The organism is Paraburkholderia gardini (genome assembly GCF_907164575.1).
GTDB lineage: Bacteria > Pseudomonadota > Gammaproteobacteria > Burkholderiales > Burkholderiaceae > Paraburkholderia > Paraburkholderia gardini.
The window spans coordinates 1-20,791 of record NZ_CAJQYY010000001.1; the positions used below are offsets into that span (position 1 = coordinate 1).

Genomic DNA, 20,791 nt, shown 5'->3' on the forward strand with positions numbered 1-20,791 from the left:
CGGGGCCCCCCCCCCGCGCCCCCCCCGGGGGTTCCCCCGCCACGACATACACAGGCCGGACGGGCACGCTGTCCTGCCAGAAACATCCGGCGGCGATCGCGTATCCGCATTGCCGCACATGCGTGCGATTCCCGTTCAATCTGTTGTCCAGCAGAGCGTGTGTTATCGCGCTCGATGAGGCGCGCGGTCGTCCCGTCGCCACATGGCGTCCGTTTTTACGCAAATGCTGTTGTCACCTGGAGCCATTGACCAATCATGGAAATCTTCGATGCATTCCACCTTGCCAGGTTGCAGTTTGCGTTCACGGTTTCGTTTCATATCATTTTTCCCGCGATCAGCATCGGCATGGCCAGTTTCCTCGCCGTGCTGGAGTGGCGCTGGTTGCTGACCGGCGACGTCGCCTACAAAGAGATGTTTCTCTTCTGGTCGAGGATCTTTGCGGTCGGCTTCGGCATGGGGGTGGTCTCGGGTGTGGTGATGGCCTACGAGTTCGGCACCAACTGGAGCGGATTTTCCAGCGTTGCCGGCAACATCACGGGGCCGCTCCTCACCTATGAAGTGCTGACGGCGTTCTTTCTCGAGGCCGGCTTTCTCGGCGTCATGCTGTTCGGCTGGCAACGTGTTGGTCCACGCGGACACTTCTTCGCAACGCTCATGGTTGCGGCGGGCACGCTCATTTCCACGTTCTGGATTCTCGCGTCGAACAGCTTCATGCAGACGCCGCAAGGATTCGCCATCGAGAATGGCCGTATCGTACCGGTCGACTGGATGAAGGTGATTTTCAACCCGTCGTTTCCGTATCGCCTCGCGCATATGACCATCGCGGCATTCATCGTCGCGGGTTTCATCGTTGCCGCCTGCGGCGCGTGGCATCTGTTGAAAGGCCGCCGCGACAAACCCGTCACGCGCAGTTTTTCGATGGCGCTGTGGATCCTGCTTTTCCTGACGCCGATACAGATTGTCGTGGGCGATGCGCATGGCCTCAACACACGCGAATATCAGCCGGCCAAGATCGCGGCGATCGAAGGACTGTGGGACACCGAGAAAGGCGGCACCGCGCTCAATCTGGTCGGTCTGCCCGACATGGATGCGGAAGTGACGCGCTACGCGATCCAGATACCGCACCTGGGCAGCCTCATCCTGACCCATAGCTGGAACGGAGAAATCCGTGGTCTCAAGGAGTTTCCCCCGCAGGACCGTCCGTATTCGCCGATCGTGTTCTGGACATTCCGGATCATGGCGGGTCTCGGCATGCTGATGCTGCTGACGGCGCTCGTCGGCCTCGTGCTCAGGCTGCGCGGACGCCTCTACGAGACGCGGTGGTATCAGCGTTTCGTGCTGTGCATGGGGCCTTCCGGAATCGTGGCGCTACTGGCCGGGTGGATCACGACGGAGGTCGGCCGCCAGCCCTGGACGGTTTACGGTGTCTTGCGTACTAAAGATTCGCTCTCGCCGATTAGCGCCCAGCAGGCAGGGGTCTCATTGCTGATCTTCGTGCTGGTGTATTTCCTGGTGTTCGGCATGGGCTTCTACTACATGATGAAGATGATGAAGCGCGGACCTGAAGAACATATCGAAGGCCGCAAGTCCCGCCGGCATCCGATATTGAACAATCGCCCGCTCGACGCACTGGAAGGGGAGTGACACCATGCAAATCGATCTTCCTGTCGTGTGGGCCGCGATCATCGGACTCGGCGTTTTCATCTACGTGATGCTGGACGGATTCGATCTCGGCATCGGCCTGCTGTTCCCGTTCTTCGAGGCTAAGGGCGACCGGCAAGTGATGCTCAACACCATCGCACCGGTCTGGGACGGTAACGAGACGTTCCTCGTGCTCGGCGGCGCGGGGCTTTTCGGGGCGTTCCCGGTGGTCTATTCGACGCTGCTGCCGGCGAACTATCTGCCGCTGATCCTGATGGTCGTGGGCCTGATCTTCCGCGGGGCCGCCTTCGAACTGCGCGCGAAGGCCGTCCGGACCCAGCACGCGTGGGACCTTGCTTTCATTGGCGGTTCCGCGCTCGCGGGGCTCTGCCAGGGCATCGTGCTGGGGTCGCTGCTGCAGGGCATCAAGATCGTCGATGGCCGTTTCGCCGGCGGCCCGTTCGACTGGCTTTCGCCGTTCAGCCTGTTCTGCGGGATCGGCGTGCTCTTCACGTATGCGACGCTCGGCTGCGGCTGGCTCATCCTGAAGACCGAAGGCGAGCTGCAGCGCAAGATGCGCGAGGTGATGCGGCCGCTCGTGGGCGTTCTGCTCGGAGTGATGGCCGTTGTGAGTCTGTGGACCGTGATCGGATTGCCGGCGGTGGCGCACCGCTGGTTCGGAAGCGGCAATCTCGGCTGGTTCCTGCCGGTGCCGATCCTTGTCATCGCCTGTGTGTGGGGCATCTTCCGCTCGCTGCGATTGCGGTATGAGGCGACGCCTTTTCTTCTCACGCTCGGACTGTGCTTTCTTGGCTACAGCGGCCTGCTCATCAGCATCTGGCCGAACATCGTTCCGCCGTCCCTGACGATATGGGAAGCATCGTCGAGCCACTCGAGCCAGCTGTTTACGCTGGTCGGCACGGTGATCGTGCTGCCGGTTATCCTCGTCTACAACGCCATGCAGTACCGCGTATTCCGGGGCAAGGTGCGGGAAGGGGACGCCGGCTACCACTGAGGGTGACGGCGCAACGATTGAATGACCCGGGCGGCCATCCGCCAGTCAGTACACTACAAGAGCACATCATGATTGTGAGGCCAAAGGAAAACTGGCTCCGGTTGCTGTTTGTCTGGAACGGTTCTGTGTTGCAATCGATTATTCCCCAGCTGATTTTCATGGGGGTGATCAGCAGTCTCGCCGTGCTGACGCAAGGGCGTATTTTCGGCGAGAAGGTGCCGCTCAATACGGCGCCCTTCACGTTATTCGGCCTTGCGCTCGCGATCTTTCTGGCGTTTCGCAATAACGCCAGCTACGAGCGGTTCCAGGAGGCTCGCCATCTCTGGGGCAACCTGCTGAACGCCGCGCGGGCGCTGACGTCGCAGATGCTGTGTTACGTCCCGGACAGCGCCGACAGGCTTGCCACGGCCCGTATCCTGATTGCGAGTGTCTATGCGCTGAAGCACCAGTTGCGAAGAACCGACCCGACGCCGGACCTCCTTCGCCTGCTCGGGCGCACGCGAACCGAGGCGTTGCAGCACACCTGCTACAAGCCGTCTGTGCTTCTCAATGAGCTTCGTCGCGACTTCGCCGATCTGCAATGCCGGGCATCGATAACGGACACGAAGCTCTGGATGCTCGACGCTCAGATCAACGAATTGGGAAAGACCGTTGGAGGATGTGAGCGGATCGCGTCCACGCCCATTCCGTTTGCTTACAGCGTGCTGCTTCACCGAACCGTCTACGCGTATTGTGTTTTGCTGCCGTTCGGTCTTGTCGATTCGACGGAGTTGTTCACGCCGCTGCTTTGCGTCTTCTTCGCCTATACGCTGATTGCGCTCGAAGCGATTGCCAGTGAAGTCGCGGAGCCGTTCAGTCTCGCGCCGAATGCGCTGGCGCTCGACGCCATGACCTGCAATATCGAGCGATCGATTCTCGAACTGTGCGGGTGTGACATTCCCGACGAGATCGTACCGGTGCGCGCTTATCAACTGACGTAAAAGGGTGCATCGACGCATCCGTCAGTGGCCAGCGTGCCGCTAGCGGGCGCATATCGCGGCGAGCTTGCCGACGGTGATCACCGCCTGCTCGATTTCGTTCGACCACGGGCTGCTGTAATTGAGGCGGATGAAATTGCGGTAGGTCGTCTCGGAGACCGAGAACATGTAGCCCGGTCCGATGGTGATACCCTGGTCGAGTGCGAGCTTGTAGAGCCGCATCGCGTCGACCTTCGGAGGCAGTTCGACCCACAGCACGTAGCCGCCCGCGGGGTTCGACATGCGCGTGCCCTCGGGAAAGAAACGCGAGACGGTCGCCTTCATGAGCTTCGCCTGCTGCGCATACGCCTTGCGCACCCTTCGCAGATGATGCTCGAAACCATCGCGTTCGAGGAATTCCGCAATCGCCAGTTGCGGAATCGCCGGAGAGGTCAACGTGTTCAGGAATTTGAGCTTCTCGACCTGATCGCGGTAGCGCCCCGGCAACGCCCAGCCGATCCGGTAGGCTTCCGTCAGACTCTTCGAGAACGACGAGCAATGAAGTACCAGTCCCTTCGTATCGAAAGACTTCAACGTGCTGGGGTGCGTGCCGGTGAAGTGCAGTTCGTTGTAGACACCGTTTTCGATGACCGGAATATCCCGCTTCGTCATGAACCCGACCAGCTCGCGCTTGCGCTCGTCGGGCATCTGGAAGCCCAGCGGATTCTGGAAGTTCGGCATGACCATGCAGGCGGCGACAGGCTGCGTCTCCACGATCGCAGCGAGTGCCTCGATATCGATGCCATGCTCCGGATGCGTCGATACCTCGATCGCCTTCATGCCCATCCGTTCGATCGCATGAAGCATCGCGTAGAACGTCGGCGACTCGACGGCGATCACGTCGCCGGGTTTCGCGACCGCCTGAAGACAGAGATTGATCGCCTCTGTCGCGCCGACCGTGATGATGATCTCGTTCGGATCGACGGCCATGCCGTTCTCGAGGTAGCGACGCGCGATCTGCCGCACGAGCTTCGCGTTGCCGGGCGGTAGCGCGTCCGTCACGCCCCACTGCGTGTTGCTTCGGCCCGCGTCGTAGGCGTACCGGTTGATCCTGTCGAATGGAAACAGACTCGGGTCGGGGTAGGGTGAACCGAGCGGCACCGCATCGTCGACACCGATCGAGCGCAGCGTCGAAAGCACCAGCCGGCTGACGTCGACCGGCGACGAAATCGGAACCGGTTTCGACGGCCGGAGTTCAAGCGTCTTTCGCTCGCCCTCATCGTTCTGGAAGTTGACGAAATAGCCGGATTGGGGCCTGCTTGTCACGAGGCCGCGGCTTTCGAGCAGCAGATACGCACGGATAGCCGTCGTGACGCTGATCCGGTGCTGCTGGCTGATCTGTCTTACCGACGGCAGGCGTTCGCCATGAACGTACACGCCCTGGCGGATCGACTTCTCGATGTCGTCTGCAAGCTTCTCATAGAGGTTCATCCGACGATTCCCCTGGCGTTTCGTTGCGACAAGTTGTACTGGCCTCCCTGGCCTGTCCGCGCTCGCACCGGCAGGCGTTCGCCCGGTGCCGGGATCGTAGCAGAACTGTACTGGTGCGAGGCGGCCCGATTTGTGCACTCCGCGACTACCCCTGCGGTCTTACTCTTTCTTCCATTGAACAGGCGGTGCAGGGTCCCGATGCCGGGACCTTGCTGCGCGTAATACTGGAGCCAGGACATGGAAGAGGTAAAACCGAAGGGAAGAAGCGACGCATGCCGTCAGCGGTCCGCAGACCGGGGCGGTGCAAAAGCAGGCTGTGCGTCATGAATCTGCTGGAAGCCATGCGCATTTACGTCAGGGTGGTCGAGCGCGGGAGTATCTCCAGCGCGGCGAGAGATCTGAACATCGGTCAGCCGGCCGCGAGCGAGCGCATCGAGCGGCTCGAGAAGCACCTTGGCTGCCGGCTGTTGCTCCGTAGCGCACGCGCATTCAACTGCACGCCCGAAGGCGTCACCTTCTACGAGCACAGCAGGAAGATTCTGGGCGCCGTCGAGCAGGCGGTCGCCGAAGTGTCGAACGACGGGCAGATTCTCAGGGGAACGATTCGCATCGCGGCGCCGCACTGCTTTGGCGAGACGGTCGTGCCGGAGGCGTTGACGCGGGTTCGTGCAGCGTGGCCCGAACTGAATCTGGAACTGGTCCTGAACGACAGGATCGTCGATCTCGTGACGGAGGGCGTGGACATCTCCTTCCGTCTCGGGCAACTCGGAGAGGGAGCGTTCGTTGCGCGTCAGCTCGGCCAGGTTGGGCGCATCCTCGTTGCCGCGCCGGGCTATTTGAGCCAGCACGGTCCGGTTACCGGGCCGGGTGACCTCGCGAATCATCCGTTCATTCGCGTCCAGGGGATGTTCGGCACGGAGCAGTTGCCGCTCAGGCACGTGGCGAGCGTCGTGGAGAGCGCGCCGATCCATACGGCAATCAAGACCAGTCACTGGCGGCCCATGTATGAAATGATTCTCTCGGGTGTCGGCATCGGGGTGCTGGAAGAGCCGGCGTGCGTCGATGCGCTTCTGGACGGCCGGCTGGTTCGCATACTGCCGCAATTCGACGTGCTGCCTTTCGAGCTGAACGTGCTGACCCAGGCGCAGCGTCCGGTGCCGCGACGGGTACGCATGGTCGTGACGATGTTAAAGACGTGCATTCCGGAAATCGTCGGAAGGGTACGCGTCGACTGTGACGAAGCGACAGGTTGCCTTGACGTACTTCCCGACGATGATGTTTCCACGCTTCTGAAATCACCGTTGCGGGCCTGAGCCCGCAACGGCGGCGGCGACGGCGAGCAGATTCGAACAGACCCCGCCTATTCCGCCTGCGTCACCGAGACCGATGCTTCGCTCGTCAGCATCAGGAAGGTCAACGTCTCGCGCAGATAGAGGCGCACGACCGAGTCGGTATGGCTCGCGTAGCCGATCGACAGGTCTTCGCCAAGATGCAGCTCGAAGTCGCCGCCGCGCATGGACAGCACGCAGCCGCCCGCGAGCGCGGGTGCCCAGATGATGTCGCCGTTCACGATCCGCTTGATGTGCTCGATGACGGGATAGCCCTGATCGCTTGCCTTGCCAAGCGCCGTGTACGCATCGGCGCCGAGCAGCACGGAATAGGGGCCGTCGACGCCCGCGAGCCGCAGCTGTTCGAGCGCGGTGCTGATCGCGCCCGGATAGTCGCTGACGTCGGCCGGCAGCGTGAGCGACGGATTCGACGAACCTTCGCGAATCCCGCCGATGCCCGCAGCCTGATACCCGTCGAAGATCGCACGATCCTCGATATAGGCGAGCTCTTTGGCGGCATCTTTCGCCGGCTGCCAGTCGGCATCTTTCGCGCCGCGCTCGACACTGTCGATCGCATCGCGCCGCAATTCGAACGGCACGGTCAACTGAACGAAGGCTTTGACCTCGGACAGCTTCGCGACGACGCCTTGCTGCGGCGAGGCGACCGTGGTCTGATGCCCCGTGCCGACGCTCGTCAGTTCCGCGCCGCCCGGACCCTTGACGTCGACCACGCGACGACCGGCGACGGAGCGCTTGAACGTCCGCGCTACTTCCTCTTCGATCTGCGACCACGCGGCACGGGAGATGGGGGCAAGTTCGCGATGCAGGTTATTCATGCTGTGAGCTTCCTTTGAGAGAGCCAATATTCAGCGAGCCGTCGTGATGCGGCGCGATGGACGAAGACGGTTCGGACTGCTGGCCGGCAACGGCGGTTTGCGGATCGCGGTCAGCGAGCGCCTCGAGCAAGTCGGCCGAAGGCACGAAGAAGAGGCCACCCGTGACCGGGCGACTATAGTCGAGCAGCCGGTCGTAATTGCCCGGCGGCCGTCCGACGAACATGTTCTCCAGCATCTGCTCGATCGGCGCGGGCGAACGCGCGTAACCGATGAAGTAGGTGCCGAACTCGCCCGCGCCGGGACGCCCGAACGGCATGTTGTCGCGCAGGATTTTCACTTCCTCGCCGTTCTCTTCGAGCGTTGTCAGCGAGCTGTGCGATGACGACGGTTTGACCGCTGCGTCGAGTTCGATGTCGGACAATTTCGTGCGACCGATAATGCGCTCCTGCGTCTCGACGGAAAGCGCATTCCAGCCAGTCATGTCGTGAAGATACTTCTGCACGAGGACATAGCTGCCGCCCACGAAGTCCGGATCCTCGTCACCGATGAGAGTGAAATCGGCGGCCTCGCGATCCGTCGGATTTTCGGTGCCGTCGACGAAGCCCACCATGCTGCGTAAATCGAAGTAGCGGAAACCATGCACTTCATCCACCACGGTGACCGCGTCGCGCAGCCGCCCTGTCAGCTGCGTGGCGAGCTCGAAACAGAGATCCATCTGGTCTGCGCGGATGTGCAGCAGGATATCCCCGGGCGTGCCCACGGCGTGGCGTTCGCCTTCGCCGAATTCGCGAAACGGATGCAGCACAGCGGGACGCGGAGTGCCGAACAGCGTGTCCCACGCGTCGGAGCCGAAGCCGCACACGCACGACAGGTTGCCTGCGGGGACGCGCTTGCCGACCGAGCGCACGAGGGCGGCGATATCCGCGCACCACGCGCGCACCGTGCCGGCTGCTTCATCGCCGCCCACAAGGGTCGCGACGATGAAGATCGCGCTACGCGTGACGACGTTATTGCAAACGGCTTGCGATTCTGGCGTGTCTTTAGGCATGGGACTGGATGTTGATAAACCGTTATGGATTCCGGCAACAGCCGAACGAATGTTTCCCGCTTCGCGATGATGAGCCTGAAACGGACACGCGTCACATTTCCGAAGGACCGAAGCAGGTTTGCTGTTGTGTTCGCAGATGTTATACCGTGAGGCTGTCTTATGGAAACTGCAGAAGGGCTTTGCGACGCGTCCGGATGCGGGACAGGGCCGTCCCCTCTCAATTCACTGTTTATTTCGATACTTCATATCGGGTCCGGCGATTTCTTTTTCTCCTGCGGTATCGTTACCATCGATGCAGGCGGGCCGTTTTCGCTATCAGGGCAGGAGATGCGGTCAAAAAATTAATATGGATTCCAAAACGGTATGAACGGATCATCTGATTGCCCTGAATGGACTAAACCTTGATCGATTGGCGCTAACTCCGGGCCGACAGGAGACGCGATGTCTGAAACAAGCCGCGATACCGGAAAGACGTATCGTCAACGCCTGATATGGTTCGTTGCGTTGTGGCTGCTCGGCGTCGCCGGGGCGGCGCTCCTCGCGCTACCGTTCCATGTTCTCGTCGCCGCGGCAATGCATCGGTGACACTGCAGATCGACGCCGCTGGATCGAAGCCAGGCTGCGTGCCGATCATCCCGGGCAGTCGTCGGCGGAATGTTCTCTCGATCCTTGCAGTTCTCGCGCGTCCATCCGAAGCGAAATATCGCCTGCTATCTGCGGGCTAAGGGATTTCCCTGGGCTGCGATCATTGAGAAAAATTCGGTGAACCCGATCGCCAGGCAGCCGTCTGCAAATGATCGATATCGGGTGTGACGTCGGCGAGCGTCTATAGGCAGGCCACTGTTTCAAAAGGGAATTATCCAGATCCATCCAGATTTGCCGCGCCGCGAGATTCAGGTTCGAGACGAACAACACTCCCGCTGAGCAGCCCCTGGCGAAACAATCCCCGCGCCCCTTCTTGAATTTGTCACCGCCCGTCCATATAATTAGCACTCGCTGCACGAGAGTGCTAACAACATTTCCGGTTGGCCCTGCCAGCCGGGTTTTCTCAGCGTTCTTCAGTCTCAATCCAGAGAGGAGTATGTATGAACCTTCGTCCTTTGCATGATCGCGTGATCGTCAAGCGTCTTGACCAGGAAACCAAGACTGCGTCGGGCATCGTGATCCCCGAAGCCGCAGCGGAAAAGCCGGATCAAGGCGAAATCCTCGCAGTCGGCCCGGGCAAGCGTGACGACAAGGGTGCGCAGATCGCACTCGACGTGAAAGTGGGCGATCGCGTCCTGTTCGGCAAGTACGCTGGCCAGACCGTCAAGGTCGATGGCAACGAACTGCTGGTGATGCGTGAAGAAGACATCATGGCCGTGGTGCAGAAGTAAGCGAAAAATCGCTGAAATCCCGGCTATATCCCAGAGAATTCAAGGAGTTTGAAGATGGCAGCTAAAGACGTCGTATTCGGTGATTCCGCCCGTGCCAAGATGGTTGAAGGCGTGAACATCCTCGCGAACGCTGTGAAGGTCACGCTGGGTCCGAAGGGCCGCAACGTGGTCCTGGAACGCAGCTTCGGCGGCCCGACGGTCACGAAGGACGGTGTTTCGGTCGCAAAAGAGATCGAACTGAAAGACAAGCTCCAGAACATGGGCGCACAGATGGTCAAGGAAGTGGCTTCCCGGACCAGCGACAACGCAGGCGACGGCACGACGACGGCAACCGTTCTCGCGCAATCGATCGTTCGCGAAGGCATGAAGTACGTCGCATCGGGCATGAACCCGATGGACCTGAAGCGCGGTATCGACAAGGCCGTGACGGCCGCTATCGAAGAACTGCGCAAGATCAGCAAGCCGTGCACGACGAACAAGGAAATCGCCCAGGTTGGCGCGATCTCCGCGAACAGCGATTCGTCGATCGGTGACCGCATCGCTGAAGCGATGGACAAGGTCGGCAAGGAAGGCGTCATCACCGTCGAAGACGGCAAGTCGCTGCAGGACGAGCTGGACGTTGTCGAAGGCATGCAGTTCGACCGCGGCTACCTGTCGCCGTACTTCATCAACAACCCGGACAAGCAGGTTGCCGTGCTCGAAAACCCGTTCGTGCTGCTGCACGACAAGAAGGTTTCGAACATTCGTGACCTCCTCCCGGTGCTCGAGCAAGTCGCCAAGGCTGGCCGTCCGCTGCTGATCATCGCAGAAGACGTCGAAGGCGAAGCACTGGCAACGCTGGTGGTGAACAACATCCGTGGCATCCTGAAGACCGTTGCTGTGAAGGCTCCGGGCTTCGGCGACCGTCGCAAGGCCATGCTCGAAGACATCGCTATCCTGACGGGTGGCCAGGTCATCGCTGAAGAAACCGGCCTGACGCTCGAAAAGGCAACGCTGGCAGAACTGGGCCAGGCGAAGCGCATCGAAGTGGGCAAGGAAAACACGACGATCATCGACGGCGCAGGCGAAGGTGCAACGATCGAAGCACGCGTGAAGCAAGTGCGCACGCAGATCGAGGAAGCAACCTCGGACTACGACCGTGAAAAGCTGCAGGAACGCGTTGCCAAGCTGGCAGGCGGTGTTGCGGTGATCAAGGTTGGCGCTGCGACCGAAGTCGAAATGAAGGAAAAGAAGGCACGTGTCGAAGACGCACTGCACGCAACGCGCGCGGCTGTGGAAGAAGGCATCGTGGCAGGTGGCGGTGTTGCGCTGATCCGCGCTCGTACGGCTATCGCTGGTCTGAAGGGCGCTAACGCCGATCAGGACGCAGGTATCAAGATCGTGCTGCGCGCGATGGAAGAACCGCTGCGCCAGATCGTCACGAACGGCGGCGAAGAAGCCAGCGTCGTGGTGGCAGCAGTTGCAGCAGGCAAGGGCAACTACGGCTACAACGCAGCAACGGGCGAGTACGTCGACCTGGTCGACGCAGGTGTTGTGGACCCGACGAAGGTGACGCGCACGGCGCTGCAAAACGCAGCTTCGGTCGCCGGTCTCCTGCTGACGACGGACGCAGCTGTCTGCGAACTGCCGAAGGAAGATGCACCGATGGGCGGCGGTATGCCCGGCGGCATGGGCGGCATGGGCATGGACATGTAATTCCGGTTCCCGGGCCTTCGCGGCCCGGTCTGGAACACATGTGGGAAGCGCGTCGAAAGATGCGCGGCCCAAAAAGAAAACCCGCAGAAATGCGGGTTTTTTTCTGCGCGGACGGTTTGTTGTTTCATCAAACCGTCTCGCGCGGGGAAGAGCCGAAAAGCTCAGTGACGCGCTTCGTCCGGCGGCGCGCCCTTACCGCTTGCACGCGGCGTTTCTTCGTCTTCATTGCTGCGTGCCCAGAAGAAACGGTCGGGCATATACGCGCCCATGCCGGGACGAAACGCGGCGCGCGTCGCCTGATACAGGTACTCCTGCGCTTCGCGCACGGCTTCAGCCGGATCCTGACCATTGGCGAGCAACGCGGCGATCGCCGCGCCGAGCGTATCGGTCATGCCCATGATGCGGTTCGGGCCGCGATCCCACATATCCTGACGCAACTGGCCGTCTTCGCTGAAAAGCGTGTTGACCAGGCGATGCGTGCCCGTTTCCGCCGACAGGATGTACTCGCACCCCTGCGACAGCAAATGGGAGATCGCTGCATCGAGGCTCGGTGCCTCGGCGTCGCCATCGGGTTGCGCGAGCGCGAGCAGGGTGGCGAAATCGGCGACGAGCAGCGTGGTTTGCGGTGCGAGTAGATCGGCGATGGCTTCGCGCAGTTCGTCGGCGGCGAGCACATGTTCGTCGTCGAGCGTGAAGTCGGGCGCGAGGATCAGCGGAATGTCGTCGTAGTCAGCAACCACTTCGGCGATGGCGCTCACCACTTCGGCACGCGTCGCCGCGCCGACCTTGAACGCGGCGATCGGCATATCTTCGAGCAGCATCCGCGCCTGCGTGGCGACGACCTCGGGGTCGAGACCGGTGACCTCATCGCAGCTTGCCGAATCGCGTACGGTGTAACCGGTAAGTACGGAGACGCCGTGGCATCCCATGCTGGCCAGCGTCATCAGATCCGCCTGGATGCCGGAGCCGCCGGTCGGATCGGAGAGGCCGAAGGTGAGGACGATCGGAGGAGTGTCGCTGGGCATGAAAATCTTGCTGGATTGATCAAAAAGGGTGCCAGGCACGTGGCCCGGGGTTGCCCCAATTATGCGGCCTAATCTGATGCCAGGGCGTTTTTTCGAGCGCCAGTGCAAATTCATGCCCGGGTTGACCTGAATCACGCGCGGGCCTGGCCAGGATCGCTAGGCATGGGGGCAGCAACACGGTACCATCATGGTCCTGATTCAACCGACTTTTTAGACTTTTCGACGCGGCATAAGAATGGAATATCAAAGCTGGATGTGCCTGATCTGCGGCTGGATCTACGACGAAGAAGCCGGTTTGCCAGATGAAGGGATCGCGCCGGGAACCCGCTGGGCAGACGTCCCGATCAACTGGACCTGCCCGGAATGCGGCGCCCGCAAGGAAGACTTCGAGATGGTCCAGATCTGACCGGTTCGCCGGTCGGATACGTTGCGTGTGTCTGGGTTGTGCCTGTCGCTGCGTAATGCCTGAGGTATTCGCGGGCAATGGTGCGAGGCCGCTGCGCTCGTCGTTGCCGGCCGGGGTGCCGCACTGACGCGCCGGGACCGGCGTCGTTCTGGCTGTGTCGCAAGGGTAGTGCTCATCGTACCGTCTACGCGCCGACGCGCGACGCGCACCGCTGGCCGCGCGTCACCTTCCGGAGCGCAGAGGGCCCACAGGTGTCTTCGTCGACTATCCATGTTCGCTAGCCACGCTACCACCGGTTCCTTCGAAGCCTTGCCTAATCCGCGCGGCGGCATCGTACGCAGTGCGGAATCCGCGCTTGCCGAAGCGCGGCTCGCGCTGGTGCAGCGCGAGGATCCCACTGCGCCGCTGCTCCAGGCTGCGCGCGCACTGCGCGAGGCGGGCTGGCTGGCGGCGCATCGCTTCGCCAATGCGCTTGCGCTGGCCTCTTCGATGGCGCAGGCCGACGCGCCCCACGACGACCGGAATCGCACCGAACTGAGCGATGCGCTCGAAGTATTCCGCGAGGCCGTTGGTCGGCACAACCTGCGCGAGCTGTCGTGTTCGCCGGCGCTGTTCGCGCACTATCGCGCGCTTGGCCAGCAGATCGCCCAGCACACGCCCGGGTATGCCACGACGTTCGAAGATCTCGCGCTCGCTGCTCGACCCGTGCCGCCCGTTACGCTGCATGCCCAACCGGCCGGCACGCTGGCGCATCTGCGCGCCCGCTACGAACGCGCGCTGTTGCCCGTTCTGCGCGCGCATCCGCTTGAGGGTGCGCCGCCGCCGGATATTCACGGTGCGCTCGACGAACTCGATGCCTGTCTCGCCGAGGCTGCCGGCCCCGATCCATACGATTTCTGGCGTCTCGCCGCGGCGTGCGCCCGCGCGCTGCGCGCGGGCGGGAACGCCGCCGACGCGTCCGGTAGCGCCCGTCATTTCTACGCCCGCTGCAATCTTGTCTTCGCCGATCACGCGCGCGGCACGCCGCTCGCGCCGCGCTCGCTCGTACGGGCGACGCTCGCCACGCTCTGGCGCGACTACGCACTCTTCGGCGCCTCGGCCGAAGATGCCGGTCAGGTCGAACTGCTGCACGACTACGGCTTGACGGTCGACTGGCATGTGGCGGGCACGCAGGCGTCGGAGGCGCTGTGGGAGGCGGAAACCGCCCAGGCCGAATCAGCCGCCGTGCGTACCGCGCGTACCCGCGACCTCGGCGTGCTGACGGTGAACGCGCATGCGTATGAAGATTTCCTCCAGACCGCCGACGCCGCGATCGTCGCGTTATCCGACCATGCCCGGCAGGCCGACAATCCCGAGAAAGCCGACCCCAGCGCTGCGTTGCAGGCCGGCGACGCCGCGTATCGGCTCGGTTCGGCCGCCTGTGCGCTTGGCCTTGGCCACGTCGCGCTGCTGGCGGATGCGCTCGGGCTTGCGTGGCGGCGTCGCGCGCACGCGGGCGTGACGACGCCGGCGGTGCGCTCGCACACGATCGTCGACGCCCCGGACGCCCGTTCGCTGGATCACGCCGCCGAGGCGTTGCGGGCGATGTTGCACAAGATAGCGGCAGGCGTCGCACCGGCCGACAGCAGCGCCGCGCTCGCCGCGCTCACGCGCGCGATCGAGCAGGGCGGCGCGCCCGACCCGGCGCTGGCCGGTGCGGCGTGAGCCGCAAAATGAAGCGCGGCGCAGGCGCGAACCCTGCTATACGACGGACGCGTGCCGTTAACAAGGGAACCGCGATGGAAACACCACGGAACCAGCGCAAACAGCACCGCGTATAACAGCGAACCTGTCGGCCCATGAAACCTCGCGAGCCGGAACGCGGGTAGCCCGCGAAGTGCCTGACAGGCCGCCGCTCCACGCGTGATAAAGTGCAATATCCACGCCGTCGACGGAGCCCTGCGAACCGTGTCGCCCACGCGCCTTTTCCATGCGTTCCTGCGTACGCTCGAAGCCCGCCATTCCGCACCGTCTTTGCTAAAATTCGAACCATGTCCATGAGTACCGATCGCATCAACCTGACCAATCAGTTCCTGATTGCCATGCCGAGCATGGCGGATCCCACATTTTCAGGCACGGTGGTCTACCTGTGCGATCACAGTGAGCGCGGCGCGCTCGGTCTCGTCATCAACCGGCCGACCGATATCGACCTGGAAGCGCTCTTCAATCGCATCGATCTGAAGCTCGAGATCGAACCTCTGCTGCATGTTCCCGTGTACTTCGGCGGCCCGGTGCAAACCGAGCGCGGCTTCGTGCTGCACGATCCGAAAGACGGCACGCCGTACACGTCGTCGATGTCGGTGCCGGGCGGGCTTGAAATGACCACGTCGAAAGATGTGCTCGAAGCCGTCGCCAGCGGTACGGGGCCGGAGCGCTTCCTGCTTACGCTCGGCCATGCCGGCTGGGGCGCGGGGCAACTCGAGGAAGAAATCTCGAAGAACGGTTGGCTCACTGTCGAAGCCGATCCGAAAATCGTTTTCGACGTGCCTGCCGAAGAGCGGCTCGAAGCGGCGCTGTCGCTGCTTGGCATCAATCTGTCGATGCTTTCGGGCGAAGCAGGCCACGCATGAGCCTTTCAGGCGGACGTGAGGCAACGCTCCTTGCGTTCGACTATGGCGAAAAACGCATTGGTGTCGCCGTCGGCAATTTGCTGACGCGTCATGCGCGGGCGCTCGTCGTCGTGCAGAACCGCAGCCGCGAATACCGCTTCGAAGCCGTCGGCAAACTGATCGGCGAATGGAAGCCCGATGCGCTCGTCGTCGGCCTGCCGATGCATCCCGATGGCACGCCGCACGAAATGACGCAGCTCGCCAAACGCTTCGGCAACCAGCTGAACGGGCGCTTCAATCTGCCGGTCACCTGGGTCGACGAACGCTATTCGTCGGTCGAGGCGAAGGCGGAGATCCGTGCCGGCAACGGCCGCGCCGACATGCTCGACGCCGAAGCCGCCAGCATCATCCTCCAGCAATATCTAGACGGACTACCCGACGATCATGAGTTCCATTGACGCCGAGGCGCTGTATCGCGCCGTCCTCGAACAGATTCGCGCGGCATATTGCGCGGCGATCACGACACCCGCAGGCGCCGAAGGCAGCATCGTGCTCGCCGGCATCTACAGCGGCGGCGCGTGGCTCGCCGAACGGCTCGCCCGCGACCTGAAGATGGCGAGTTTTGGAGTCGTCAACGTGGCGCTCCATCGCGACGACTACGCGAAGCGTGGCCTGCACGCACAGGCGAGCCCGACTTCGCTGCCGTTCGATGTGGACGACAGCAGGATCGTGCTCGTCGATGACGTGCTCGGCACCGGCCGCACGGTACGCGCCGCGTTGAACGAACTGTATGACTATGGACGTCCGGCTTCGGTGGAACTGGCGGTGCTCGCCGATCGTGGCGGGCGCGAGTTGCCGATTGCCGCGCGCTTTACCGGCGGCACGATCGACGTGCCGGCCGATGCGACGCTCGTCCTTGCCCGCAGCGAAGGCGACGACCCGACGTTCACGTTCCACACGGAAGCGCGCGCCGACTGAGCGGGCGAACCGGATGCGGATCGCTGCGGCTTTCTCCGGCGGCCGCGCGCGCTGCCAGGCAAGCGGCGAGCGCCAACGCACACATTCCAGCACACGTTTAACGCAGCAGGTACACGATGAACACCGCGACCCCAGGTTCCACCGACAGCAGCGCCGCCGCGGACCGGTTCCGCTTCGGCTTTCTGAAGGGCAACCCGCAGCTCACCAAAAACGGCGAGCTCAAACATCTGCTGACGATCGAAGGTTTGCCGAAGTCGATCGTCAATCACATTCTCGATACGGCCGAGCAGTTCGTCAGCGTGACGGATCGCGAGGTGAAGAAGGTGCCGCTGCTGCGCGGCAAGTCGGTGTTCAATCTCTTCTTCGAGAATTCGACGCGCACGCGCACGACGTTCGAGATCGCCGCGAAGCGTCTTTCCGCGGACGTGATCAACCTGAACATCAACGCGTCGTCGACGAGCAAGGGCGAATCGCTGCTCGACACGATCAACAACCTCTCCGCGATGCACGCCGACATGTTCGTCGTGCGTCATGCGTCGAGCGGCGCGCCGTACCTGATCGCCGAGCACTGCGCGCCGCACGTGCATGTGATCAACGCAGGCGACGGACGTCACGCGCACCCGACCCAGGGTCTGCTCGACATGTACACGATCCGTCATTACAAGAAGGATTTCACGAACCTGCGTGTGGCGATCGTCGGCGACATCCTGCATTCGCGGGTCGCGCGTTCGGACATTCATGCGCTCACCACGCTCGGCGTGCCGGAAGTGCGCGCCATCGGTCCGCGCACGCTGCTGCCGGGCGGGCTGGAACAGATGGGCGTGCGCGTGTTCCACAACCTCGACGAAGGGCTGAAGGACGTCGACGTGATCATCATGCTGCGTCTGCAGAACGAGCGGATGAGTGGCGCGCTGCTGCCTTCAGCGCAGGAGTACTTCAAGAGCTGGGGTTTGACGCCCGAACGTCTCGCGCTCGCGCAGCCCGATGCGATCGTGATGCACCCCGGCCCGATGAATCGCGGTGTCGAAATCGATTCGCAGGTGGCGGATGGTCCGCAGTCGGTGATCCTGAATCAGGTGACGTTCGGTATCGCGGTGCGCATGGCGGTGATGGGCATTGTCGCCGGCAATCACGGCTGAAATGCGACGACCGAACTTCTTGCGCGAACACGCGGCACGCAACGAAACGCAGAAAAAAGGCAGCAAATGAAGATTCATATCCAGGGTGGCACGCTGATCGATCCGGTAGCGGGCACCGAACAGCGGCAGGACATCTACATCGAAGCCGGCAAGATCGTCGCCCTTGGCAACGCGCCTGCGGATTTTCATGCGACGAAGACGATCGATGCCAAAGGGCTGTCGATCGCGCCGGGTCTGGTTGATCTGTCGGCGCGTCTGCGCGAGCCGGGGTTCGAGCACAAGGCGACGCTCGAATCCGAAATGGCCGCGGCGCTCGCGGGCGGCGTGACGAGTCTCGTGTGCCCGCCCGATACCGATCCGACGCTCGATGAACCGGGTCTCGTCGAGATGCTCAAGTTTCGCGCGTTGAAGCTCAATCAGGCGCATGTGTATCCGCTCGGCGCGCTGACTGTCGGCCTGAAGGGCACGACGATTACCGAAATGGTCGAGCTGACGGAAGCCGGTTGCATCGGCTTTTCGCAGGCCGATGTGCCGGTGGTCGATACACAGGTTCTGCTGCGCGCGCTGCAATACGCGAGCACGTACGACTACACCGTGTGGCTGCGTCCGCAGGATGCGTATCTCGCGAAGGGTGGCGTCGCCGCGAGCGGCGCGCTGGCTTCGCGGCTCGGCTTGTCGGGCGTGCCGGTTTCGGCCGAGACGATCGCGCTGCATACGATTTTCGAACTCGTCCGCGTGACGGGTGCGCGCGTGCATCTTTCGCATGTGTCGTCGGCGGCGGGCGTCGCGCTTATGCGTGCGGCGAAGGCCGAAGGGCTTCCCGTGACGTGCGACGTGACCGTGAACCACGTGCATCTGATCGACGTCGATATCGGCTACTTCGATGCGCAGTACCGGCTCGACCCGCCGCTGCGCCAGCAGCGCGATCGCGAAGCGATCCGCGCGGGCCTCGTCGACGGCACGATCGATGCGATCTGCTCCGACCACACGCCCGTCGACGACGACGAAAAACTGCTGCCGTTCGCCGAAGCCACGCCGGGCGCGACAGGGTTCGAACTCTTTCTGTCGCTGACGGTGAAATGGGCGAGCGAAGCGAATGTGCCGCTGGCGAAGGCGTTGAACCGCATTACGTCGTCGCCGGCTGACGTGCTGAAGCTGCCTGCCGGGCGCGTCGCCGTGGGCGCCGTGGCTGATCTGTGTGTGTTCGATGCGAACGGGCACTGGCGCGTCGAGCCGCGTGCGCTGAAGAGCCAGGGGCACAACACGCCGTTTCTCGGCTACGAACTGCCGGCGCGCGTGCGCGCGACGATCGTCGCGGGTCATCTCGCGTTCGAACAGCGTTGATGCATGATTGACAGAACATCGATACAGAGACGGAAAGCGTCGAACATGAAGCTCGCGTTTCGCAAGACACGACTGGTTGCGCATCTGTTGCACGGCATGTGGACGGTCGCGACGCGCTTTCCGCGCGCATCCGCCGGTGAGCGGCTCGAACTCAACCGCGCGTGGTCGCTGAAGATGCTGCGGCTGTGCGGCATGCGCCTCGTCGTGCATAACGACGAGGCGCGGCTCGATGCGGGCGCGCTTGTCGTGGCGAACCACGTTTCGTGGATCGATATCTACGTGATCAACGCGTGGCGACCGACGCCGTTCGTGTCGAAGGCCGAGATTCGCAACTGGCCGGTGGTGGGGTGGCTGGCCGAGCAGCTTGGCACCGTGTTTATCCAGCGCGAGAAACGCAGCGACGCGAGACGGATCGTGCATGAACTGGCTGAACGGCTGGGCGCGGGCGAACTGGTGTGCGTGTTTCCCGAGGGCACGACGTCCGATGGTCTCGCGCTGCTGCCGTTTCACGCGAACCTGTTTCAGGCGGCGGTGTCGGCTTCTTGCCCTGTGCAGCCGGTGTGTCTCATGTATGAGGATGCAGAGGGGCGGCAGTCGACGACGCCTGCGTATATCGACGATCTCACGCTCAGCGATTCGTTGAATGCGATGCTGAAAGGCGGCCCGCTGACCGCGCATGTTTATGTCGGGGCGCCGCTGGCTTCGGGGGCCGACAGGCGGTTGCTGGCGGCGGAGACGGAGGCGGTGGTGGGGCGGGCGTTGAGGGGGATGCAGGGTGGCGGCAATGCGTTTGCGGCCGAGGTTCTCGAGATTCCCGAGCCCAGTCAGAAGACTGCGGACACCGTCGACGTCGCCTTGACTCAAGACGTCGACATCGACGGCACGCGAACCAGCTAGCGGGTCAGTTACCCGTCCCGCGACACGCAGAGCAATCTACCTGCGTGACGATGCGGCCGGCCGGATCGTCCGTCAGCCGGATCGCTGAGAGCTGATTGCCCCAGACGCAGCCTGAGTCGAGTCCGATCACGTTATCGCGCACCATCAGACCAAGCGCCGCCCAGTGACCGAAAACGACGGTCGTGCTGGCCGATTGTCGCGAAGGGACGTCGAACCACGGCATGTAGCCCGGCAGCGCGGAATTCAGTCCGCCGCTCGACGTGAAGTCCATCGAGCCTTCCTCGTTGCAAAAGCGCATACGTGTGAGCGCGGTGCACGTCAGACGCAGCCGGTCGATTCCTTTCAGACCCGACTTCCATCGATTCGGCTCGTTGCCGTACAGGCCCGCGAGCGTTTCCTTCCAGGTCGGCGCACGCAGCGCGCGTTCCAGTTCGCCGGCCATTTCCATCGTGAAGGCAGCGTCCCATTGCGGCGGCACGCCCGCGTGGACGAGCAGCATGTTCTTCTCGAAATGCGCGATCGGACGGTGACGTACCCATTCCAGCAGGTCTTCGGCGTCCGGCGCGGCGAGGATTTCGTCGATTGTGTCGCCTTTCTTCACGTTACGGATGCCCGCTGAAACCGACAGCAGATGCAGATCGTGATTGCCGAGAACCGTGACTGCGCGATCGCCCATCGCGACGAGGTCGCGCAACGTGGCGAGCGATTCCGGGCCGCGATTGACGATGTCGCCGGCAAACCACAGTGGCGTGTCGTCGGAAGGGGCGGCTTTGGCGAGCAGTTGCTGGAACTGGGTGCGGCAGCCCTGAAGGTCGCCGAAGGCAAGTGGTGCGGGCCGGGTGGTCATCTGGATACGGACTGGATAATTCGTAACGTGGTTGTGACATATGTGTCAGGGCATTGACGCCAAAAAAACGATGCGGCATCAATGACGGTGGGAACCGCCTGTCAGCCGGTGCGGCTGCGGCGGCGACAGACCGGTGCCCGGATCCGCAGAGGGTCACGGACTGCACAACATAGCGTGACAT

Annotated in this window: 20 protein-coding genes; 15 read left to right on the forward strand and 5 right to left on the reverse strand. The window is 62.7% G+C overall.

What is annotated here, in order from left to right:
• The first annotated feature begins 255 nt into the window (after positions 1-255).
• From LPA34_RS00005 to LPA34_RS00015, 3 genes are all read left to right on the forward strand, one after another.
• Entirely contained in the window at positions 256-1,644 is a 1,389-nt protein-coding gene (locus LPA34_RS00005; RefSeq protein WP_228973585.1) for a cytochrome ubiquinol oxidase subunit I, read from the forward strand.
• Positions 1,645-1,648: 4 nt separating this feature from the next.
• Complete coding sequence (gene cydB / locus LPA34_RS00010) at positions 1,649-2,656, forward strand: cytochrome d ubiquinol oxidase subunit II (RefSeq protein ID WP_228973587.1); 1,008 nt, start codon at positions 1,649-1,651, stop codon at positions 2,654-2,656.
• A 68-nt stretch (positions 2,657-2,724) separates the two neighbouring features.
• Positions 2,725-3,636 carry a bestrophin family protein gene (locus tag LPA34_RS00015; protein WP_228973589.1) on the forward strand — a complete coding sequence of 304 codons (912 nt, stop codon included), beginning with the start codon at positions 2,725-2,727 and terminating at the stop codon, positions 3,634-3,636.
• 39 nt (positions 3,637-3,675) lie between these two features.
• Here the strand turns inward: LPA34_RS00015 and LPA34_RS00020 are convergent, their stop codons facing one another.
• Positions 3,676-5,103, reverse strand: a complete 1,428-nt coding sequence (locus tag LPA34_RS00020; protein ID WP_228973591.1) for an aminotransferase-like domain-containing protein — start codon at positions 5,101-5,103, stop codon at positions 3,676-3,678.
• Positions 5,104-5,426: 323 nt separating this feature from the next.
• Here LPA34_RS00020 and LPA34_RS00025 point away from each other — a divergent pair, with 323 nt between their 5' ends.
• Complete coding sequence (locus tag LPA34_RS00025; protein WP_228973594.1) at positions 5,427-6,416, forward strand: LysR family transcriptional regulator; 990 nt, start codon at positions 5,427-5,429, stop codon at positions 6,414-6,416.
• A 47-nt stretch (positions 6,417-6,463) separates the two neighbouring features.
• Here LPA34_RS00025 and LPA34_RS00030 read toward each other — a convergent pair whose 3' ends face one another.
• Both LPA34_RS00030 and LPA34_RS00035 read right to left on the reverse strand, forming a co-directional pair.
• A complete protein-coding gene (locus tag LPA34_RS00030) occupies positions 6,464-7,267 on the reverse strand; it encodes a family 1 encapsulin nanocompartment shell protein (RefSeq protein WP_228973596.1) in 804 nt (267 codons plus the stop codon).
• Positions 7,260-8,315 carry a Dyp-type peroxidase gene (locus LPA34_RS00035; RefSeq protein ID WP_228973597.1) on the reverse strand — a complete coding sequence of 352 codons (1,056 nt, stop codon included), beginning with the start codon at positions 8,313-8,315 and terminating at the stop codon, positions 7,260-7,262. The genes LPA34_RS00030 and LPA34_RS00035 overlap by 8 nt, the downstream gene beginning before the upstream one ends.
• A 441-nt stretch (positions 8,316-8,756) precedes the next feature.
• On the opposite strand from LPA34_RS00035, the gene LPA34_RS00040 reads away from it, so the two are divergent.
• The 3 genes from LPA34_RS00040 to groL all read left to right on the forward strand — a co-directional run bounded on the left by LPA34_RS00040 (position 8,757) and on the right by groL (position 11,386).
• Positions 8,757-8,900, forward strand: coding sequence for a hypothetical protein (locus LPA34_RS00040; protein WP_228973599.1), 144 nt, complete (start codon positions 8,757-8,759; stop codon positions 8,898-8,900).
• Between the two features lie 500 nt (positions 8,901-9,400).
• Positions 9,401-9,691, forward strand: coding sequence for a co-chaperone GroES (gene groES, locus LPA34_RS00045; protein ID WP_007178996.1), 291 nt, complete (start codon positions 9,401-9,403; stop codon positions 9,689-9,691).
• A 54-nt stretch (positions 9,692-9,745) separates the two neighbouring features.
• A complete protein-coding gene (gene groL, locus LPA34_RS00050) occupies positions 9,746-11,386 on the forward strand; it encodes a chaperonin GroEL (protein WP_228973601.1) in 1,641 nt (546 codons plus the stop codon).
• Positions 11,387-11,547: 161 nt separating this feature from the next.
• Here the strand turns inward: groL and LPA34_RS00055 are convergent, their stop codons facing one another.
• Complete coding sequence (locus LPA34_RS00055; RefSeq protein ID WP_228973603.1) at positions 11,548-12,411, reverse strand: hydroxymethylpyrimidine/phosphomethylpyrimidine kinase; 864 nt, start codon at positions 12,409-12,411, stop codon at positions 11,548-11,550.
• Positions 12,412-12,646: 235 nt separating this feature from the next.
• On the opposite strand from LPA34_RS00055, the gene LPA34_RS00060 reads away from it, so the two are divergent.
• The 8 genes from LPA34_RS00060 (at position 12,647) to LPA34_RS00095 (ending at position 19,763) form a co-directional block, all read left to right on the forward strand.
• Positions 12,647-12,817 carry a rubredoxin gene (locus LPA34_RS00060; protein ID WP_013338354.1) on the forward strand — a complete coding sequence of 57 codons (171 nt, stop codon included), beginning with the start codon at positions 12,647-12,649 and terminating at the stop codon, positions 12,815-12,817.
• A 270-nt stretch (positions 12,818-13,087) separates the two neighbouring features.
• Positions 13,088-14,521: a hypothetical protein gene (locus LPA34_RS00065; protein WP_228973604.1), complete on the forward strand. Its 1,434-nt coding sequence runs from the start codon at positions 13,088-13,090 to the stop codon at positions 14,519-14,521.
• A 326-nt stretch (positions 14,522-14,847) separates the two neighbouring features.
• Positions 14,848-15,426 carry a YqgE/AlgH family protein gene (locus LPA34_RS00070; RefSeq protein ID WP_090532060.1) on the forward strand — a complete coding sequence of 193 codons (579 nt, stop codon included), beginning with the start codon at positions 14,848-14,850 and terminating at the stop codon, positions 15,424-15,426.
• On the forward strand, positions 15,423-15,863 hold the full coding sequence (ruvX, locus tag LPA34_RS00075) for a Holliday junction resolvase RuvX (protein ID WP_228973606.1): 441 nt from the start codon (positions 15,423-15,425) through the stop codon (positions 15,861-15,863). Before LPA34_RS00070 ends, ruvX begins: the two co-directional genes overlap by 4 nt.
• A complete protein-coding gene (gene pyrR, locus LPA34_RS00080) occupies positions 15,850-16,383 on the forward strand; it encodes a bifunctional pyr operon transcriptional regulator/uracil phosphoribosyltransferase PyrR (RefSeq protein ID WP_228973609.1) in 534 nt (177 codons plus the stop codon). Before ruvX ends, pyrR begins: the two co-directional genes overlap by 14 nt.
• 116 nt (positions 16,384-16,499) lie before the next feature.
• Complete coding sequence (locus tag LPA34_RS00085; protein WP_228973611.1) at positions 16,500-17,522, forward strand: aspartate carbamoyltransferase catalytic subunit; 1,023 nt, start codon at positions 16,500-16,502, stop codon at positions 17,520-17,522.
• Positions 17,523-17,588: 66 nt separating this feature from the next.
• Entirely contained in the window at positions 17,589-18,866 is a 1,278-nt protein-coding gene (locus LPA34_RS00090) for a dihydroorotase (protein ID WP_228973613.1), read from the forward strand.
• A gap of 45 nt (positions 18,867-18,911) precedes the next feature.
• Positions 18,912-19,763 (forward strand): lysophospholipid acyltransferase family protein, encoded by an 852-nt coding sequence (locus LPA34_RS00095; RefSeq protein ID WP_324251696.1) that lies wholly within the window; start codon positions 18,912-18,914, stop codon positions 19,761-19,763.
• A gap of 4 nt (positions 19,764-19,767) precedes the next feature.
• On the opposite strand, the gene LPA34_RS00100 is transcribed toward LPA34_RS00095, so the two are convergent.
• A complete protein-coding gene (locus LPA34_RS00100) occupies positions 19,768-20,610 on the reverse strand; it encodes a symmetrical bis(5'-nucleosyl)-tetraphosphatase (RefSeq protein WP_228973615.1) in 843 nt (280 codons plus the stop codon).
• Positions 20,611-20,791: the final 181 nt, after the last annotated feature.

Excerpts from the sequence above, each read along its gene's own strand:
- LPA34_RS00005 (WP_228973585.1), top strand. The coding sequence starts at position 256 with ATGGAAATCTTCGATGCATTCCACCTTGCCAGGTTGCAGTTTGCGTTC.
- cydB (WP_228973587.1), top strand. The coding sequence starts at position 1,649 with ATGCAAATCGATCTTCCTGTCGTGTGGGCCGCGATCATCGGACTCGGC.
- LPA34_RS00015 (WP_228973589.1), top strand. The coding sequence starts at position 2,725 with ATGATTGTGAGGCCAAAGGAAAACTGGCTCCGGTTGCTGTTTGTCTGG.
- LPA34_RS00020 (WP_228973591.1), bottom strand. The coding sequence starts at position 5,103 with ATGAACCTCTATGAGAAGCTTGCAGACGACATCGAGAAGTCGATCCGC.
- LPA34_RS00025 (WP_228973594.1), top strand. The coding sequence starts at position 5,427 with ATGAATCTGCTGGAAGCCATGCGCATTTACGTCAGGGTGGTCGAGCGC.
- LPA34_RS00030 (WP_228973596.1), bottom strand. The coding sequence starts at position 7,267 with ATGAATAACCTGCATCGCGAACTTGCCCCCATCTCCCGTGCCGCGTGG.
- LPA34_RS00035 (WP_228973597.1), bottom strand. The coding sequence starts at position 8,315 with ATGCCTAAAGACACGCCAGAATCGCAAGCCGTTTGCAATAACGTCGTC.
- LPA34_RS00040 (WP_228973599.1), top strand. The coding sequence starts at position 8,757 with ATGTCTGAAACAAGCCGCGATACCGGAAAGACGTATCGTCAACGCCTG.
- groES (WP_007178996.1), top strand. The coding sequence starts at position 9,401 with ATGAACCTTCGTCCTTTGCATGATCGCGTGATCGTCAAGCGTCTTGAC.
- groL (WP_228973601.1), top strand. The coding sequence starts at position 9,746 with ATGGCAGCTAAAGACGTCGTATTCGGTGATTCCGCCCGTGCCAAGATG.
- LPA34_RS00055 (WP_228973603.1), bottom strand. The coding sequence starts at position 12,411 with ATGCCCAGCGACACTCCTCCGATCGTCCTCACCTTCGGCCTCTCCGAT.
- LPA34_RS00060 (WP_013338354.1), top strand. The coding sequence starts at position 12,647 with ATGGAATATCAAAGCTGGATGTGCCTGATCTGCGGCTGGATCTACGAC.
- LPA34_RS00065 (WP_228973604.1), top strand. The coding sequence starts at position 13,088 with ATGTTCGCTAGCCACGCTACCACCGGTTCCTTCGAAGCCTTGCCTAAT.
- LPA34_RS00070 (WP_090532060.1), top strand. The coding sequence starts at position 14,848 with ATGTCCATGAGTACCGATCGCATCAACCTGACCAATCAGTTCCTGATT.
- ruvX (WP_228973606.1), top strand. The coding sequence starts at position 15,423 with ATGAGCCTTTCAGGCGGACGTGAGGCAACGCTCCTTGCGTTCGACTAT.
- pyrR (WP_228973609.1), top strand. The coding sequence starts at position 15,850 with ATGAGTTCCATTGACGCCGAGGCGCTGTATCGCGCCGTCCTCGAACAG.
- LPA34_RS00085 (WP_228973611.1), top strand. The coding sequence starts at position 16,500 with ATGAACACCGCGACCCCAGGTTCCACCGACAGCAGCGCCGCCGCGGAC.
- LPA34_RS00090 (WP_228973613.1), top strand. The coding sequence starts at position 17,589 with ATGAAGATTCATATCCAGGGTGGCACGCTGATCGATCCGGTAGCGGGC.
- LPA34_RS00095 (WP_324251696.1), top strand. The coding sequence starts at position 18,912 with ATGAAGCTCGCGTTTCGCAAGACACGACTGGTTGCGCATCTGTTGCAC.
- LPA34_RS00100 (WP_228973615.1), bottom strand. The coding sequence starts at position 20,610 with ATGACCACCCGGCCCGCACCACTTGCCTTCGGCGACCTTCAGGGCTGC.